The sequence below is a fragment of the Pseudomonas songnenensis genome (assembly GCF_003696315.1).
In the GTDB taxonomy this organism is placed as follows: domain Bacteria; phylum Pseudomonadota; class Gammaproteobacteria; order Pseudomonadales; family Pseudomonadaceae; genus Stutzerimonas; species Stutzerimonas songnenensis.
Map to the genome: position 1 here is coordinate 158,410 of NZ_RFFN01000003.1, position 14,922 is coordinate 173,331.

Sequence of the window (14,922 nt, forward strand, 5' to 3'; positions counted from 1 at the left end):
AGGGGGTGCGTGGCATGAGCGAGACAACCCGAACACCGTGGTGGAAAGGCGCAACCGTTTATCAGATCTACCCGCGGTCCTTTGCCGACAGCAACGGCGACGGCATCGGCGACCTCAATGGCGTGCTGCGCCACCTCGATCATCTGCAGCAGCTGGGCGTCGATGCCCTCTGGCTGTCGCCGATCTTCCGCTCGCCAATGGCCGATGCCGGCTACGACATCAGCGACTATTGCGATATCGACCCGCTGTTCGGCTCGCTGGCCGACATCGACCGGCTGATCGCCGAAGCCCATGCGCGCGATATCCGTGTGTTGCTGGACTTCGTGCCCAATCACACCTCGGATGAGCATCCCTGGTTCGTCGAGTCGCGCAGCTCGCGGGACAACCCCAAGCGCGACTGGTACATCTGGCGCGACCAGCCAAACAACTGGCGTGCCGCGCTGGGCGCCGGCAGCGCCTGGACCTGGGACGAGCACACCCAGCAGTACTACCTGCACCTGTTCCTGGCCAAGCAGCCGGACCTCAACTGGCGCAACCCCGAGGTGGTCGAGGCGATGCACGGCGTGCTGCGCTTCTGGCTCGACCGCGGCATCGATGGCTTTCGTATCGACGTCATCCACTGCACCGGCAAGGACCCGAGCTTCGCCGACGACCCGCGCTGCGGGGCCGGCCAGCCGCTGTCCGACTTCAACGACCAGCCCTACAGCCATGAAGTGCTGCGCGGCCTGCGCAAACTGGTCGACAGCTACCCCGGCGACCGCATGCTGGTGGGCGAGGTGAACATCCGCTCCACCGAGCGCGTGCTGCAGTACTACGGCGCCGGCGACGAGCTGCACCTGGCCTTCAACTTCAACCCGCTCGATGCGCCCTGGGACCCCGTGCTGTTCCGCACCTGCATTCGCGAAGTCCAACACTGGCTGCAACCCGCCGGCGCCTGGCCGACCTGGGTGCTGTCCAACCACGACAATGTGCGTCAGCGCAGCCGCTACCAGGGCTCCGAGCGCGCCGCACGGGCGGCTGCGGTGCTGCTGCTGACGTTGCGGGGCACCCCGTTCATCTACCAGGGCGAAGAACTGGGCCTGGAGGATGCGCATATCGGCGATGAGGCGCGCATCGACCCGGGCGGCCGCGACGGCTGCCGCGCCCCGATTCCCTGGCAGGCCGAAGCGCCCCACGGCTGGCAAGGTGCAGAACCCTGGCTGCCCTTCCCGCCGGATGCCGCGGAACTGGCCGCGGAACGGCAGGTCGGCGCAGCGAACTCGATGTTCGCGCTCTACCAGCGCCTGCTGGCCGCGCGCAAGGCCAGCCCGGCGCTGCATCACGGCGACTTCGAAGAATTGCCATCGCACCCCGAGGTGCTCGCCTACCGTCGGCAGTTCGCCGACGACCACCGTCTGGTCTGCATCAACTTCTCCGACCAGCCCCACGCTCACCCGCACGCCGGCGACTGGCATGTCGAGATCGCCAGTGACGGCGTCGGTGAAAACGCGCCTTACAACGGCACCCTGAACCCGGGGCAGGCGGTTGTGCTGCGCCCAATGGAGAACTGAGCATGCGTCCACTCTGGTACCGCAACGCGGCGATCTATCAGATCGACCCGACCCTGTTTCGTGACAGCAACGGCGACGGTTGCGGCGACCTGCGCGGCATCACCGAACGGCTCGACTACATTCGCGGCCTCGGCTGCACCGCCGTCTGGCTGATGCCGTTCTACCAGTCGCCGTTCGAGGATGCCGGCTACGACATCAGCGATCATCTGCAGGTGGACGAACGCTTCGGTGATCTGGCGGACATCGTCGCGCTGCTGGAAAAGGCCGAGGAACTGGGCCTGCACGTCATCATCGAGCTGGTGGTGCAGCACACCTCCATCCAGCACAAGTGGTTCCAGGAGGCGCGCCGCGACCGCAACTCGCCCTACCGCGACTACTACATCTGGGCCGATGAGCCCGACGACTTCATGGAACCGATCTTTCCGACCGTCGAAGACAGCATCTGGACCTGGGACGAGGAAGCCGGACAGTACTATCGCCACCTGTTCTACAAGCACGAGCCGGATCTGGACCTGACCAACCCGCGGGTCATCCACGAGATCGAGCGGATCATGTCGTTCTGGCTGCGCCTGGGCGTTTCCGGTTTCCGCATCGACGCCGCGGTGCACATGGTGCGCCAGGCTGGCGGCGGGGAACTGGAGAAGGGCTACTGGCTGCTGGAACACATGCGTGACTTCGTCACCATGCGCCGGCCGGAAACCGTGCTGCTCGGCGAGATCGACACCGACCCGGAGAAGTACATCGAGTACTTCGGCGACGAAGCCGACCGCGTCACCCTGCTGCTGGACTTCTGGACCAACAACCACCTGTTCCTCGCGCTGGCTCGGCAGCAGGCCGAGCCGCTGGTCCGGGCGCTGAACAGCCAACCGCTGCCGCCGAGCCATTCGCAGTACGCGCTATGGATTCGCAACCACGACGAGCTGAGCCTTGATCGGCTGGAAGAGGATGAGCGCAAGGAAGTGATGGACACCTTCGCCCCTGACGAGAACATGCGCGCGTACGACCGCGGCATTCGTCGACGACTCGCGCCCATGCTCGACGGCGACGAGCGTCGGATCGCCGCCACCCATGCCCTGCTCTTCTCCTTGCCCGGCACGCCGATCATCCGCTACGGCGAGGAGATCGGCATGGGTGACGACCTCGATCGGCCTGAGCGACTGGCCGTGCGTACGCCGATGCAGTGGTCCAATGAGCCGAACGCCGGGTTCTCCTGCACCAAAGGGGAACTGGCCGCCCCGGTGATCGACGAAGGGCCCTTCGCCTACGAGAAGATCAACGTGTTCGCCCAGACCCTGCGCAGCGACTCGCTGATGGCGCGCACCGGCAACATGATCCGCACCCGCATCGGCCTGCGCGAGATCGGCATCGGCAAGCGCACGACTGTCGATGTGAACGACCCGGCGGTGTTCGCCATCCGCCACGACAACGGCTCCACGGTGCTGATGCTGGTCAACCTGGCAGACCAGGAAACCACGGTGGAGATCACTGACGACGACCTGCAGGACATGGTCGATGTACTTGCCGACTGCAATTACGACCAGCCGGAAGGCACGCCGCTGAAAATCCGCCTGGGCCCGTATGGCTACCGCTGGCTGCGGCGCAAACAGCAATTGTTCGGATGAGGGCTGCAGGATGATTCTCGATGCAACGCAGTGGCGCGCCTGGCAGGGCGACGGTTTTCCCGACGAGAGCTGGTACCGGGACGATGAGCAGATGTGTGCCATCGTCGGCGCACCCAGGGTCGATCTGATTTCCCGCGAGCAATATGGCGATTTCATCCTGCGCTTCGAATACGCCCTGCCGGTGGGTGGGAATTCCGGGGTGTTCTACCGCGTCGACGAAGGCGCCGGACTCGCCTGGCATAGCGGGCCCGAGATGCAGCTGCTCGATGATGAGGTGCACCCCGACGGCAACCAGCCAACCACCCGTAATGGCGCACTGTACGGCCTGCTGGCACCGCAGCAGGAAACGCAGATCGAGCCAGGCAGTTTCATGGAAGGTGCGCTGCTGGTTCGTGGAGCGGAGGTCGAACACTGGCTGGACAATCGTCTGGTGCTGAACTACCGCCTGGACGACCCGGCATTGCGCGCGATGATCGGGACCAGCAAGTTCGCCAGGCTGCCGGATTTCGCCCAGGCGCAGACCGGCCATATCGTCCTGCAGCACCACGGCGAGGCCGTGCGCTTTCGCCGCCTGTCGATCGAACCGCTCAGCTGAACGCCGACCTTGGATCAGCGCCGCGAATTGAGCGAGAATGCGCGGCTTTTCCAGGCTGCGAAACGTGGTGACTGCATAAGCGCGATGGCGCCGAGCACCAGGCGTCACGCGGCCGCCCACGCTTGAGGTAGCGTTCGTGGAACAGCTGAAAGATAAGATTCGCAGTCAGGGCATCGTGCTTTCCGACCGGGTACTGAAGGTCGACGCGTTCCTCAACCACCAGATCGACCCCGTGCTGATGCAGGCGATCGGCAAGGAATTTGCCCGCCTCTTCCGCGATGAGGGCATCACCAAGATCGTCACCATCGAGGCTTCCGGCATCGCACCGGCGGTCATGGCCGGACTGGAGCTGGGTGTGCCGGTGATCTTCGCCCGCAAGCACCAGTCGCTGACCCTGCACGACAACCTGCTGACGGCGACGGTCTATTCGTTCACCAAACAGGTGGAAAGCACCATCGCGGTTTCGACCCAGCATCTGTCGCCGAACGACCGCGTACTGATCATCGATGACTTCCTGGCCAACGGCAAAGCCGCCAAGGGGTTGATCTCGATCATCAACCAGGCCGGTGCCAGCATCGCCGGCCTCGGCATCGTCATCGAAAAAGCTTTCCAGGCCGGCCGCCAGGAGCTGGAAGAAGCCGGTTACCGCGTCGAGTCGCTGGCCCGGGTCGCTTCGCTGGCAAATGGCGAAGTGCAATTCATCGACTGAGCGGTGCCACCTCGCCGCGCCATAGCGGCACCAACGCGCCCTGCGTGCCTGCCAGCGGATCGCTGATGGGCACGCCGACGCCGGCGATCCGCTCACGCGCCGCGTCGAGGGTGGCCGCGTCCGGCCGCTGCATGTCGTACTGCTGATCGATCGGATAGCCGGCAACCACCTGAAAGTCTTCGCTGGCCTGCAGTGCACAATGCCCGGTGCCAGCCGGCAGCACCACGGCGTCACCGGCTTTCAGCTCGACCTCCCGACCGTTCTCACCGCCCAACATGACCCGCGCCCAGCCGCTGGCCACACCGAGCACCTCGTGGGCGGTGGAGTGGTAGTGGTGATAGTCGTAAACCGTCCCGCGCCAGGCGGACGGCCAGAGATGGCTGTCGAAAAGCCGCTCGAAGGCTTCGGCCAGAGTCGGGCCGGCCAACGGCAACTGGCGATAGATCAATACGGGGTGCGGGCTATTGGGCGTGCGTCCGTCACTGGCTAGGCGCAGCTGTTCGGGTTGTGGTGCGGAACTGGGCATGCGGGACTCCTTCGTCGCCATGGAATCCGACCGGTCGGCCGTAACGGATTCGACTCGAACCCCGCCTGCTTTGCTCCCGCAGAAACGACAAAGCCGCCCGGAGGCGGCTTTGCTGGTAACGCTCAGCGATCGATCAGAGACCGGACATGTGCTGGATGGCGGCCTTCAGCTCGTCATCGGAGCAGTCGCCACAGGTGCCCTTCGGCGGCATGGCGTTGATACCGTTGATGGCGTGCTTGAGCAGACCGTCCAGACCACCGGCGGCATCGGCACGCGCCGACCAGGCAGCGTTGTCACCGGTCTTCGGCGCGTTGAGCAGACCCGAACCGTGGCAGGCAGTGCAGAACTTGCCGTACACGTCGGAACCGCTACGAGCGGCACCACCAGCAGCAGCGGCAGCGCCGGCACCAGCAGCGGCACACTCTTCACCTTGAATACATACGCTACCCACCGGCTTGAGGCGCTCGGCGATTGCTTCGTCGGTCGCAGCCTGGGCGCTCATTGCCCACAGGGCCAGTACGGCAGTCTGTGCTACCAGGATCTTCTTAATCAGGTTCACCTTACACCCTCATTGTGGCTAGACACGCCCGCGGCCACGGTATCGCGAGCGGCGGTCAGTATAACGGCAAGCCATGCCGGCCGAAACAATACGAAAGACCCGACGATTCCCAGCGACGCTTTGTCGCATCGCAACTTTCGTACGAATCGAGGGCCGATACGGTTAAAAGTTCGCCGGCGTCGTTGCGCTGATCAACCTGGCGGGCGCGTCGAACGGATTGCGAAAACGATGCGGCTTGCTGCTCTCGAAGTAGTAGCTGTCGCCGCTTTCCAGCACATACACCTGACCGTTCACGGTCAGTTCCAGGCGGCCCTCGACCAGCATGCCGGCCTCCTCACCCTGGTGGGAAAGCATGTCCGTACCGGTATCCGAGCCAGGTGGATAGGTTTCGGCCAGAAAGGCGATGGCACGTCCGGGATGGGCCTTGCCAACCAGCTTCATGCTTACCGCGCCGTCTGAGATGTCGATCAGCTCGCTGCCCTTGTAGACCACCTGGGTATCGCTGTCCTGATCGAAATCGGGCGAGAAGAATTCCACCAGCGACATGGGAATCCCGCTCAGCACCTTCTTCAGCGAACTGATCGAGGGGCTGACGCTGTTCTTTTCGATCATGGAAATGGTGCTGTTGGTAACGCCGGCACGCTTGGCGAGTTCACGCTGGGACAGACCCTTGAGCTTGCGGATGGTTTGCAGTCGAACGCCAACGTCCAATACGGGAGCCCCCTTTCAAGAGCGATACGAAGAGGGGCTATCATGGCTACGGCGTTCAGAATTTACAACACCACCTCCGGACGTCTCGTCGCCCGGCGCACGCGGCTCAGCCCGCTGTCAGAGCACCGGGCCTGCAAGGTCGGGCATGGCAGCGATGACGGTGATCTCAACCCTCACATCCGGCGAATACATCAAAGCCTGGACAGTGGTGCGTGCCGGCGCGGTGCCCGGTGCAACCCACGCGTCCCACACCTCGTTCATCCCGGCGTAATCGGCAGCGATATCCTTGAGGTGAATGGTTGCCGAGAGCAGGCGAGCCTTGCTGGTCCCCGCCTCGTCCAGCAGGCGCTCGATGCTCGATAGCGTCTCGCGGGTCTGCTCGCGGATGTCGCCGCTCAGGTCGTCAGCCAGTTGCCCGGACAGATAGACCGCGCCGTTGTGGATTACCGCTTCGCTGTAGCGCGTTTCAGTGTGCAGCCGCCGGATGGGCATGTTTTTGATTCTCCTTGTGCTTGCCGTAACGGAAGATATCCAGCCCCTCGGTGCTGATCTGCGGACGCTTGGAGGCGAGCAGATCGGCGAGCACCCGGCCAGAACCGCAGGCCATGGTCCAGCCCAGCGTGCCGTGACCGGTGTTGAGGAACAGGTTGCGATACGGCGTCGCGCCGATGATCGGTGTGCCATCGGGCGTGGCCGGTCGCAGCCCGGTCCAGAATACTGCTTCGGCCGGATCTCCGCCCTGCGGATAGAGGTCACCCACCACCATTTCCAGAGTCTCCCGCCGACGCGGGTTGAGCGACAGATCGTGGCCGGCGATCTCCGCCATGCCGCCGACGCGGATGCGCTGGTCGAAACGGGTAATGGCGACCTTGTAGGTTTCATCAAGCACGGTGGACTGCGGCGCCATCGCCGGATCGCTGATCGGCACGGTCAGCGAGTAGCCCTTGAGCGGGTAGACCGGCGCACGGATGCCCAGCGGCTTGAGCATCTGCGGGCTGTAGCTGCCCAGGGCCAGCACGTAGCGATCGGCGGTTTCCAGCTTGCCGTCGATCCACACCCCGGCGATGCGGTCACCGGCATGCTCCAGACGCTGGATGTTCTGTTCGAAACGGAACTCGACGCCCAGTTCTCGGGCCATCTCCGCCAGGCGGGTGGTGAACAGCTGGCAGTCGCCGGTCTGGTCGTTGGGCAGGCGCAAGGCTCCGCTCAGCTTGTGCGCCACTTTCGCCAGGGCCGGTTCGACCCGGGCGATACCGGCGCGATCGAGCAGTTCGTATGGCACGCCAGAGCGCTCCAGCACGGCGATGTCCTTGGCCGCGGCATCCAGCTGGGCCTGGGTGCGGAACAGCTGTGTGGTGCCAAGCTGCCGCCCTTCGTAGGCGATACCGGTTTCGGCGCGCAGCTCGTCGAGGCAGTCGCGACTGTACTCGGACAGGCGCACCATGCGCTCCTTGTTCACCGCATAACGCGCGGCGGTGCAGTTGCGCAGCATCTGCGCCATCCACAGGTACTGGTCCACGTCACCGGTGAGTTTGATTGCGAGCGGCGCATGACGCTGCAGCAGCCACTTCATCGCCTTCAGCGGCACGCCCGGCGCGGCCCAGGGAGAGGCATAACCCGGCGACACCTGGCCGGCGTTGGCGAAGCTGGTTTCCATCGCCACAGCCGGCTGCCGATCGACCACCACCACCTCGAAACCGGCCCGCGCCAGATAGTAGGCGCTGGCGGTACCGACGACTCCGCTACCCAGTACCAGTACACGCATTGCAGCCTCCCGCCCGCTCGAACGGACTTTTCCGGATCACTATTGAAGCGGAGTATAAAAAGGCGCAGGCAGTGTTATTCACCATATAAAAAGCTATCTTTGGCCTTTATTCACGCCAAGTGCGCTTTATTCGGAGGGCATATCCCTTGAGAACCCGCCATCAGACTCGCCGCGAGCTGGACAAGATCGACCGCCATATCCTGCGCATCCTGCAGGCCGAGGGGCGCCTGCCGTTCACCGAGCTGGGCGAGCGTGTCGGCCTGTCCACCACGCCCTGTACCGAGCGGGTGCGACGCCTGGAGCGCGAGGGCATCATCATGGGTTACTCGGCGCGGCTGAACCCGCAGCATCTGAAGGCCGGGCTGCTGGTGTTCGTCGAGATCAGCCTGGCGTACAAGTCCGGCGACATCTTCGAGGAATTCCGCCGCGCGGTGCTCAAGCTGCCGCACGTGCTCGAATGCCATCTGGTGTCAGGCGACTTCGATTACCTGGTCAAGGCGCGCATCTCGGAAATGGCTTCCTACCGCAAACTGCTGGGCGACATCCTGCTGAAACTGCCGCACGTGCGGGAATCGAAGAGTTATATCGTGATGGAAGAGATCAAGGAGTCCCTCGACCTGCCGGTCCCGGACTAGAGCGGCGGGCAGCGCATCCGGGCATGCCGCGAGACCCCATTCACGCCACCGTCGGTCCAGGTCGCCTTTGCTCCGAGACACCGCTCCGGTCTACCCTAGAAAGATGCAGACCCTTCATGACACTTCAGTGAATCATCGTGCATCCGCTTCGAACACCAGCGACCATGCACCTTCCTACTATGCCGCGAGCGTCAACCGCGAACTGTCGTTCGAGCCCCTGCAGGGCGAACAGCGGGCCGATGTGTGTATCGTCGGTGGCGGCTTCTCGGGCCTCAATGCCGCCATCGAACTGGCCGAGCGCGGCCTCAGCGTCGTGCTGCTGGAAGCGCACCGAATCGGCTGGGGCGCCAGCGGTCGCAACGGCGGCCAACTGATCCGCGGCGTCGGCCATGACGTCGAACAGTTCAGCAACATCCTCGGTGAAGAAGGCGTCGACGAGCTCAAGCGCATGGGCTTCGAAGCCGTCGACATCGTCCGCCAGCGTATCGAACGCTACGCCATCGACTGCGACCTGACTTGGGGCTATTGCGACCTCGCCACCAAGCCGCGCCACCTGAAAGGCTTCGACGAGGAATATTCCGACCTGCTGCGCCTCGGCTATCCGCATCCGCTGCAGCGCGTATCGCGCCCCAATCTGGCCACGGTGGTGGGCTCGCAGCGCTACCTCGGCGGTCTGCTGGACATGGGCTCGGGACACCTGCATCCGCTGAATCTGGCGCTCGGCGAGGCCGCTGCGGCGCAATCGCTGGGCGTGCGCCTGTTCGAGCAGTCGGCCGTCGAGCGCATCGAGTACGGCACGCAGGTCACGGTGCATAGCGCCCGGGGCGTGGTGCGCGCGGACAACCTGGTGCTGGCCTGCAATGCCTACCTCAATGGCCTGCAGCCGAAGCTGGCGGGCAAGGTCCTGCCGGCCGGCAGTTACATCATCGCCACCGAGCGACTGCCCGAGCCGCTGCAGCGTGAACTGCTGCCGCAGAACATGGCGGTTTGCGATCAGCGAGTGGCACTCGACTACTTCCGCCTCAGTGCCGATGGCCGATTGCTGTTCGGCGGTGCCTGCCACTACTCCGGCCGCGATCCGAAAGATATCGCGGCCTACATGCAGCCGAAGATGCTCGAGGTTTTCCCGCAGCTGATCGGCATCGGCATCGATTATCAATGGGGCGGCATGATCGGCATCGGCGCCAATCGCCTGCCGCAGATCGGCCGGCTGCCTGAGCACCCCAACGTGTTCTACGCCCAGGCCTATTCCGGGCACGGCCTGAATGCCACGCACCTGGCCGGACGCCTGCTGGCTGAGGCCATCGCCACCCAGGAAAGCCAGGGCTTCGACCTGTTCGCCAAGGTGCCGCATCCGACCTTCCCTGGTGGCCGGGCGCTGCGTTCGCCGCTGCTGGCCCTGGGCATGCTCTGGTATCGCCTGAAAGACCGTTTCTGAATTTTCCGACGAAGCGCAGCGTCCAAGCCTGGATGAATGGACGCATATCGGAGAGACCTTGCGCGCTTACCTGACGCTTCTGCTGGCTCTGCTGCTGGTCGGCTGTGCCAGCCATCCTGCCCCTAGCGAGTCCTATTCGGTGGCGCCGGATGCTTCGCCGCTCGGGCGGCGCATCCAACAGCTCGCTGCAGAGCAGCCGCACGGCTATTCGGGCTTTCGCCTGCTGCCCGAGAGCACCGAGGCTTTCGCCGCGCGTACCGAAATGATTCGTGCGGCGCAGCTCAGCCTGGATGTGCAGTACTACATCGTGCATGACGGCATGACCACCCGCGCGCTGATCGAGGAGCTGCTGCAGGCGGCCGACCGCGGCGTGCGGGTGCGCCTGCTGCTGGACGACACCACCAGCGACGGGCACGACTACCGCATCGGCACCCTGGCAGCACACCCCAACATCCAGATCCGCGTCTTCAATCCGCTGCACCTTGGGCGCAGCACCGGCATTACCCGCACCATGGGGCGACTGCTGCACCTGTCGTTGCAGCATCGGCGGATGCACAACAAGCTGATGCTGGTCGACGGCAGCCTGGCTATCGTCGGCGGCCGCAACCTGGGCGATGAGTATTTCGATGCCGATCAAGCCTTCAACTTCACCGACATCGACCTGCTCAGTGCCGGCCCGGTGGCCGAGCAGCTGGCGCGCAGTTTCGACGAGTACTGGAACAATCAGCTGAGCGTGCCGATCCAGCGCTTTCTCTGGTGGCAGCCGAAACCCAGCCGGCTGGACAAGGCACGCAACCAGCTGCGTGACTACCTGCAGCAGGCCAGGCAGGACAACAGCGAACAGTATCAGCGGCTGATGCAGTACAAGCAGCAGCCGCAACTGCAGCAATGGCTGGACGAGCTCATCTGGGCGCCCGGCGAAGCGATGTGGGACGCTCCGGAGAAGCTGCTCGCCGAAGGCATACCGGCCACCTCACTGCTGCTGACGACCCAGCTCGCACCGACCATGCAGACCGTAAGTCGCGAGCTGACCCTGGTTTCCGCCTACTTCGTGCCCACCGACAGCGGCGTGGAGTATCTGGCTGATCGCACCGGTGCCGGCGTCACCGTGCGTATTCTCACCAACTCCCTGGAGGCCACCGACGTCCCGGCCGTGCACGGTGGCTACGCGCCCTATCGCGAGGCCATGCTGGACCTTGGCGTACGCCTGTTCGAACTGCGCCGGCAACCGGAGCAGGAGCCGTCCTACAGTTTTCTCGGCGAGTCGGAGTCGAGCCTGCACAGCAAGGCGGCAGTGTTCGACCAGGAAAAGGTCTTCATCGGCTCGTTGAACCTCGACCCTCGTTCCGTGCTGTGGAACAGCGAAGTGGGCGTTCTGGTGGAAAGCCAGGAGCTGGCCCGCGAGGTTCAGCGGCTTACGCTGGAGGGTATGTCGCCGGCGCTCAGCTACGAGGTACGCCTGGAGGAGCGCGACGGCCGCAAGCAGTTGGTATGGATCGCCGAGGATGATGGGCGGTTGCGCGTGATCGACAAGGAGCCAGGGGGGCTCTGGCGTCGCTTTAACGCGTGGTTCGCCGAGATCATCGGCTTGGAGAAGATGCTCTAGCGTTCGCGTCCGAACACCGCACGATTGCACCGCGAGGCATTCGCTTCGGCATAAATCATTCTTTGGGGTGATACCACTTGGCCAGCGGTCCGTTAGGCTCAGGAACGCTGCTGCCACGCACGCATAGCTTCTATAAAAATAAAAAAGGAGCACGACAATGGACCGTTCCACTCGCCTCTGGCTATTGCTGATCCTCGCAATACTGCCCGGTTTTACCGAAGCGGCTCAGGCCGAACCGACCTCACCGCTGCAGAGCATGCAGATCCATGCCAACCGCGCGACCAGCAGTTTGCTGCTCTACCGCGGCGAAGGCTTTCAGAAAGCCCATCTGCTGCGCCTGGAGGAAGACATCCGCGCGCTGAACGCAGCCTTGCTGCAGGTCGCCAATCCCACCAGTGCACTTCGCGAAAGCCACCTCGAACTGCAGACCCGGCTGCGGGAGGGCGCCAGCTTCGGTTACAAGGAAGACGACATGCCCTGGGGCTGGCCGCTGCAGATGAGCAAGGCATTGCGCGATTTCCTCACGGCCGCCCGCGCACAGCAGGGCGCCGATGCCGAGGCGGAACTGCCGGCGAAAGTGGAGTATCTGGCCGTGCAATACCTTAGCCGCGCCTATATCGGCTCGTTCGAGATCGCCCGTGAACAGCCGGATACCTACCTAGGGCAGGACGAGCGCAATCTGGTACCGGCCATCGACGCGCAGCTAGCCGGGCTGGACGGCAAGCGCGATCCCGCCCTGGCCAAGCTCAAGACCCGCTGGGATTTTCTCAAGGTGGCGCTGGAGGACATGAACAGCGCCAGCAACAACCTCACCACCGCCTCTGGCCGACCCTTCGCGCCGATCATGGTCGACCGTCACGCCCGCAGCCTCAGTGACCAGTGGATGGCCGCCAAACCCTGACCCCTGTCAGCCGTGGGCGGCCGATTCGCGCAGACGCACCGGACCGACGCGCGCTTCGATGGCGAGGCGCAACGGTTCGCGCAGGCCAAGCATGAAACCGAGTTCAGCCGCGACGAACAGCGGCCCGATGATCAGCCCGGTTAGGTCATCGACGAAGGCCGGCTTGCGCCCCTCGAAATAATGCCCGACGAACTGGATGATCCAGCCGAGCACGAACAATCCCAGCCCAACCCCCAGCCACAACGCCGTCGTCGCGCTGCCAAGGCGCGCCCCCAGCCATACGCACAGCAGCAGCACCGCACTCATCAGCAGGCCATAACGCAGATCGAGGCGTAGATAGAACAGGGCCGCCGCAAGCGAGACCAGTGCAGCCGGGCTGAGCCATATTCCGGCCACGTCCATGCCGGGCCGCGACAGCAGCACGGCAACCGCCAGCACGATCAGCGGAATGCCGATGAAATGGGTCAGCAGGTTGCGCGGATCACGATGATAGGCCGCGTACTGTGCCAGGTGATCAGTGAGGGTTTTCATTGGCGGCATCTCCAGAGGTCGCGTCCGCCAAGCTTAGCCGGTCGGTGCGCCGCCGCCCTCGTCAGCAGACAAGGCAATCACGCCAAGATCGGGGTTGGCTGCGCTATTCCTCGGGGCGATAACCCAGTCGCAGCCCGCCCCAGTGCCGACCATTGACCATGATCGGTACTGACAGATCGTGCATCAGCTCACCGGTATCGCGGCTGTAGGTCTGTAGCAATACCCGGCGCTGATGACTGCCACAGCGCCCGCCGGTGCGATCGTTGAACAGGCGCTTGCTGCGGCTCTTGACCCGATCGATTTCCGGGTTGCCCACCGGCGGCTGGCTGAATGCACGGTTGTGCGTCGGCACATAGCCTTCCGGCGTGGTGGCGATGGCATAGACCAACGCCGAATGCTTCTGCAGCAGCGGCTCCTGAACGGCTGGCAGCACCTCGTCGGCGTAGCGGTCGAAACGGGTCTGGTACTTGACCGGATTGGTATTGGGCTGCGCACGGTAATTGCGATCGAACAGGTCATCGAGACTGACTCGTCCGGCGGCAATGTCCGCCTCGAACCGTGCGGCAATCGCTGCCGCACCCTGGCGAGCCAGATCGAATATCGCCTGGTGGTAATCGTCGAGCTGCACCTCGGCCAGCTGTTCGCTGGCACTCTCGGCCTGCGCCACCAGCCGTTCCGCAGCCTGTTCGAGCTGCCGGGTCTGCTTTTCGCTGTCCAGCGCGTCGGCGCGCAGCTGATCGAGGGCGACGAACTGACCGGTCAGGCGCTGATGGTTGTCGGCGGTGCCGGTGGTGATCTGCTCGACCTGGCTTTCGACGCTGCCAGCCAGGCCGGCAATGCCGCTGAGCTGCTCGCCGGTGGCGGCTATCTGTTCGGCAGCGGCATCCAGCTCGCTGCCCTGGCGCTGGATATAGCTGACTACCGCTTCGCTCTGCTGACGAATGTCGCCAACCATGCGACCGACTTCCTCGGTAGCGCTGGAGGTACGGGCCGCCAGGCTGCGAACCTCATCGGCGACCACGGCAAAACCACGCCCGGCTTCACCGGCACGCGCGGCCTCGATGGCCGCATTCAGGGCAAGCAGGTTGGTCTGGCTGGCAATGGACTGGATCACGTCGGTGATCCGGCGGATCTCTTCAGTGCGTGCGGAGAGCCCGTCGATCAACTCGCGGCTGGCGTGGGTCTGCGCGCTGAGCTGCTGCATCCGCTCGATCGCCTTCTGCAGCTCCGCCTGCCCGGCGTCACTGCGCTGGCGCACCGCCTGCGCGGCGTCCAGCGTATGGCGGGCGCGCTCTGCGCTGTCCTGCTCGGTAGCGGCGATGGCCTGCGCGCCGTTGGCAATCTCACTCACCGCCTGCAGTTGCGATTGCAGCCGGCTGGCCAGCTGCTCAGCGCTGTAGGCAACCTGGGCAGCCGACAATGCGTTGTGACAGGTATTGCGCGAGAGATTCTTGCTCAGTTCGGCGAAGGCACCTGGCGTATCGTCAGCGGTCGCGGCGTCGGCATTCGCCGCCAGGGACGCACTGAACCAGGGCCACAGCGCTGCAGCGAGTAACAATATCGCCGTCACTGCCAGCGGCGGGGCCAGCCAGTAGTGCACAAGCAACAAAGCTATGATCAGCGCGGCGTGGAACGCCACAAGCTTGGGATGGCGGTAGGCGGGGCTCATGGACGGCCTCTTGTTCTTGTCGGATCGATCCGACGTTGTACCCATAGCCCCGGATAAAGAACAGTAGTGCCTTAGTAGCAACGTGCCGTCATCGGAGGCTCACTC

Annotated in this window: 15 protein-coding genes; 8 read left to right on the top strand and 7 right to left on the bottom strand. The window is 64.2% G+C overall.

The window, feature by feature from the left end:
• Positions 1-14 precede the first annotated feature (14 nt).
• The 4 genes from EA798_RS09410 (at position 15) to EA798_RS09425 (ending at position 4,476) form a co-directional block, all read left to right on the top strand.
• The gene (locus EA798_RS09410; protein ID WP_122098776.1) at positions 15-1,550 is read left to right on the top strand and encodes an alpha-amylase family glycosyl hydrolase; all 1,536 of its coding nucleotides are present in this window, start codon (positions 15-17) and stop codon (positions 1,548-1,550) included.
• 2 nt (positions 1,551-1,552) lie between these two features.
• Positions 1,553-3,172, top strand: a complete 1,620-nt coding sequence (locus tag EA798_RS09415) for an alpha-amylase family protein (RefSeq protein ID WP_122098777.1) — start codon at positions 1,553-1,555, stop codon at positions 3,170-3,172.
• Positions 3,173-3,182: 10 nt separating this feature from the next.
• Positions 3,183-3,767, top strand: coding sequence for a 3-keto-disaccharide hydrolase (locus EA798_RS09420; protein ID WP_122098778.1), 585 nt, complete (start codon positions 3,183-3,185; stop codon positions 3,765-3,767).
• A gap of 136 nt (positions 3,768-3,903) precedes the next feature.
• The gene (locus tag EA798_RS09425) at positions 3,904-4,476 is read left to right on the top strand and encodes a xanthine phosphoribosyltransferase (RefSeq protein WP_106156050.1); all 573 of its coding nucleotides are present in this window, start codon (positions 3,904-3,906) and stop codon (positions 4,474-4,476) included.
• Here EA798_RS09425 and EA798_RS09430 read toward each other — a convergent pair.
• From EA798_RS09430 to dadA, 5 genes are all read right to left on the bottom strand, one after another.
• Positions 4,466-5,002, bottom strand: coding sequence for a cupin domain-containing protein (locus EA798_RS09430; RefSeq protein WP_122098779.1), 537 nt, complete (start codon positions 5,000-5,002; stop codon positions 4,466-4,468). The genes EA798_RS09425 and EA798_RS09430 overlap by 11 nt on opposite strands.
• A gap of 133 nt (positions 5,003-5,135) precedes the next feature.
• Positions 5,136-5,561: a c-type cytochrome gene (locus EA798_RS09435; protein ID WP_106156052.1), complete on the bottom strand. Its 426-nt coding sequence runs from the start codon at positions 5,559-5,561 to the stop codon at positions 5,136-5,138.
• Between the two features lie 162 nt (positions 5,562-5,723).
• Positions 5,724-6,272, bottom strand: coding sequence for a cupin domain-containing protein (locus EA798_RS09440; protein WP_015278449.1), 549 nt, complete (start codon positions 6,270-6,272; stop codon positions 5,724-5,726).
• A gap of 117 nt (positions 6,273-6,389) precedes the next feature.
• A complete protein-coding gene (locus EA798_RS09445; protein WP_122098780.1) occupies positions 6,390-6,764 on the bottom strand; it encodes a RidA family protein in 375 nt (124 codons plus the stop codon).
• Positions 6,739-8,037: a D-amino acid dehydrogenase gene (dadA, locus tag EA798_RS09450; protein ID WP_122098781.1), complete on the bottom strand. Its 1,299-nt coding sequence runs from the start codon at positions 8,035-8,037 to the stop codon at positions 6,739-6,741. Before dadA ends, EA798_RS09445 begins: the two co-directional genes overlap by 26 nt.
• A 146-nt stretch (positions 8,038-8,183) precedes the next feature.
• Here dadA and EA798_RS09455 point away from each other — a divergent pair, with 146 nt between their 5' ends.
• The 4 genes from EA798_RS09455 (at position 8,184) to EA798_RS09470 (ending at position 12,617) form a co-directional block, all read left to right on the top strand.
• Positions 8,184-8,672, top strand: coding sequence for an Lrp/AsnC ligand binding domain-containing protein (locus EA798_RS09455; RefSeq protein WP_003295466.1), 489 nt, complete (start codon positions 8,184-8,186; stop codon positions 8,670-8,672).
• A 103-nt stretch (positions 8,673-8,775) separates the two neighbouring features.
• A complete protein-coding gene (locus EA798_RS09460; protein WP_122098782.1) occupies positions 8,776-10,110 on the top strand; it encodes an NAD(P)/FAD-dependent oxidoreductase in 1,335 nt (444 codons plus the stop codon).
• 58 nt (positions 10,111-10,168) lie between these two features.
• On the top strand, positions 10,169-11,716 hold the full coding sequence (locus tag EA798_RS09465; protein ID WP_106156056.1) for a phospholipase D family protein: 1,548 nt from the start codon (positions 10,169-10,171) through the stop codon (positions 11,714-11,716).
• A 157-nt stretch (positions 11,717-11,873) separates the two neighbouring features.
• Positions 11,874-12,617: a hypothetical protein gene (locus EA798_RS09470; protein WP_106156057.1), complete on the top strand. Its 744-nt coding sequence runs from the start codon at positions 11,874-11,876 to the stop codon at positions 12,615-12,617.
• Between the two features lie 6 nt (positions 12,618-12,623).
• Here EA798_RS09470 and EA798_RS09475 read toward each other — a convergent pair whose 3' ends face one another.
• Positions 12,624-13,148 carry an Mpo1 family 2-hydroxy fatty acid dioxygenase gene (locus tag EA798_RS09475; RefSeq protein ID WP_122098783.1) on the bottom strand — a complete coding sequence of 175 codons (525 nt, stop codon included), beginning with the start codon at positions 13,146-13,148 and terminating at the stop codon, positions 12,624-12,626.
• 103 nt (positions 13,149-13,251) lie between these two features.
• Positions 13,252-14,862 carry a methyl-accepting chemotaxis protein gene (locus tag EA798_RS09480; RefSeq protein WP_420849523.1) on the bottom strand — a complete coding sequence of 537 codons (1,611 nt, stop codon included), beginning with the start codon at positions 14,860-14,862 and terminating at the stop codon, positions 13,252-13,254.
• Positions 14,863-14,922 lie beyond the last annotated feature (60 nt).

Bases quoted from the DNA above. Each gene is read 5' to 3' on its own strand.
- EA798_RS09410 (WP_122098776.1), top strand. From the start codon at position 15: ATGAGCGAGACAACCCGAACACCGTGGTGGAAAGGCGCAACCGTTTAT.
- EA798_RS09415 (WP_122098777.1), top strand. From the start codon at position 1,553: ATGCGTCCACTCTGGTACCGCAACGCGGCGATCTATCAGATCGACCCG.
- EA798_RS09420 (WP_122098778.1), top strand. From the start codon at position 3,183: ATGATTCTCGATGCAACGCAGTGGCGCGCCTGGCAGGGCGACGGTTTT.
- EA798_RS09430 (WP_122098779.1), bottom strand. From the start codon at position 5,002: ATGCCCAGTTCCGCACCACAACCCGAACAGCTGCGCCTAGCCAGTGAC.
- EA798_RS09445 (WP_122098780.1), bottom strand. From the start codon at position 6,764: ATGCCCATCCGGCGGCTGCACACTGAAACGCGCTACAGCGAAGCGGTA.
- dadA (WP_122098781.1), bottom strand. From the start codon at position 8,037: ATGCGTGTACTGGTACTGGGTAGCGGAGTCGTCGGTACCGCCAGCGCC.
- EA798_RS09460 (WP_122098782.1), top strand. From the start codon at position 8,776: ATGCAGACCCTTCATGACACTTCAGTGAATCATCGTGCATCCGCTTCG.
- EA798_RS09470 (WP_106156057.1), top strand. From the start codon at position 11,874: ATGGACCGTTCCACTCGCCTCTGGCTATTGCTGATCCTCGCAATACTG.
- EA798_RS09475 (WP_122098783.1), bottom strand. From the start codon at position 13,148: ATGAAAACCCTCACTGATCACCTGGCACAGTACGCGGCCTATCATCGT.
- EA798_RS09480 (WP_420849523.1), bottom strand. From the start codon at position 14,862: ATGGGTACAACGTCGGATCGATCCGACAAGAACAAGAGGCCGTCCATG.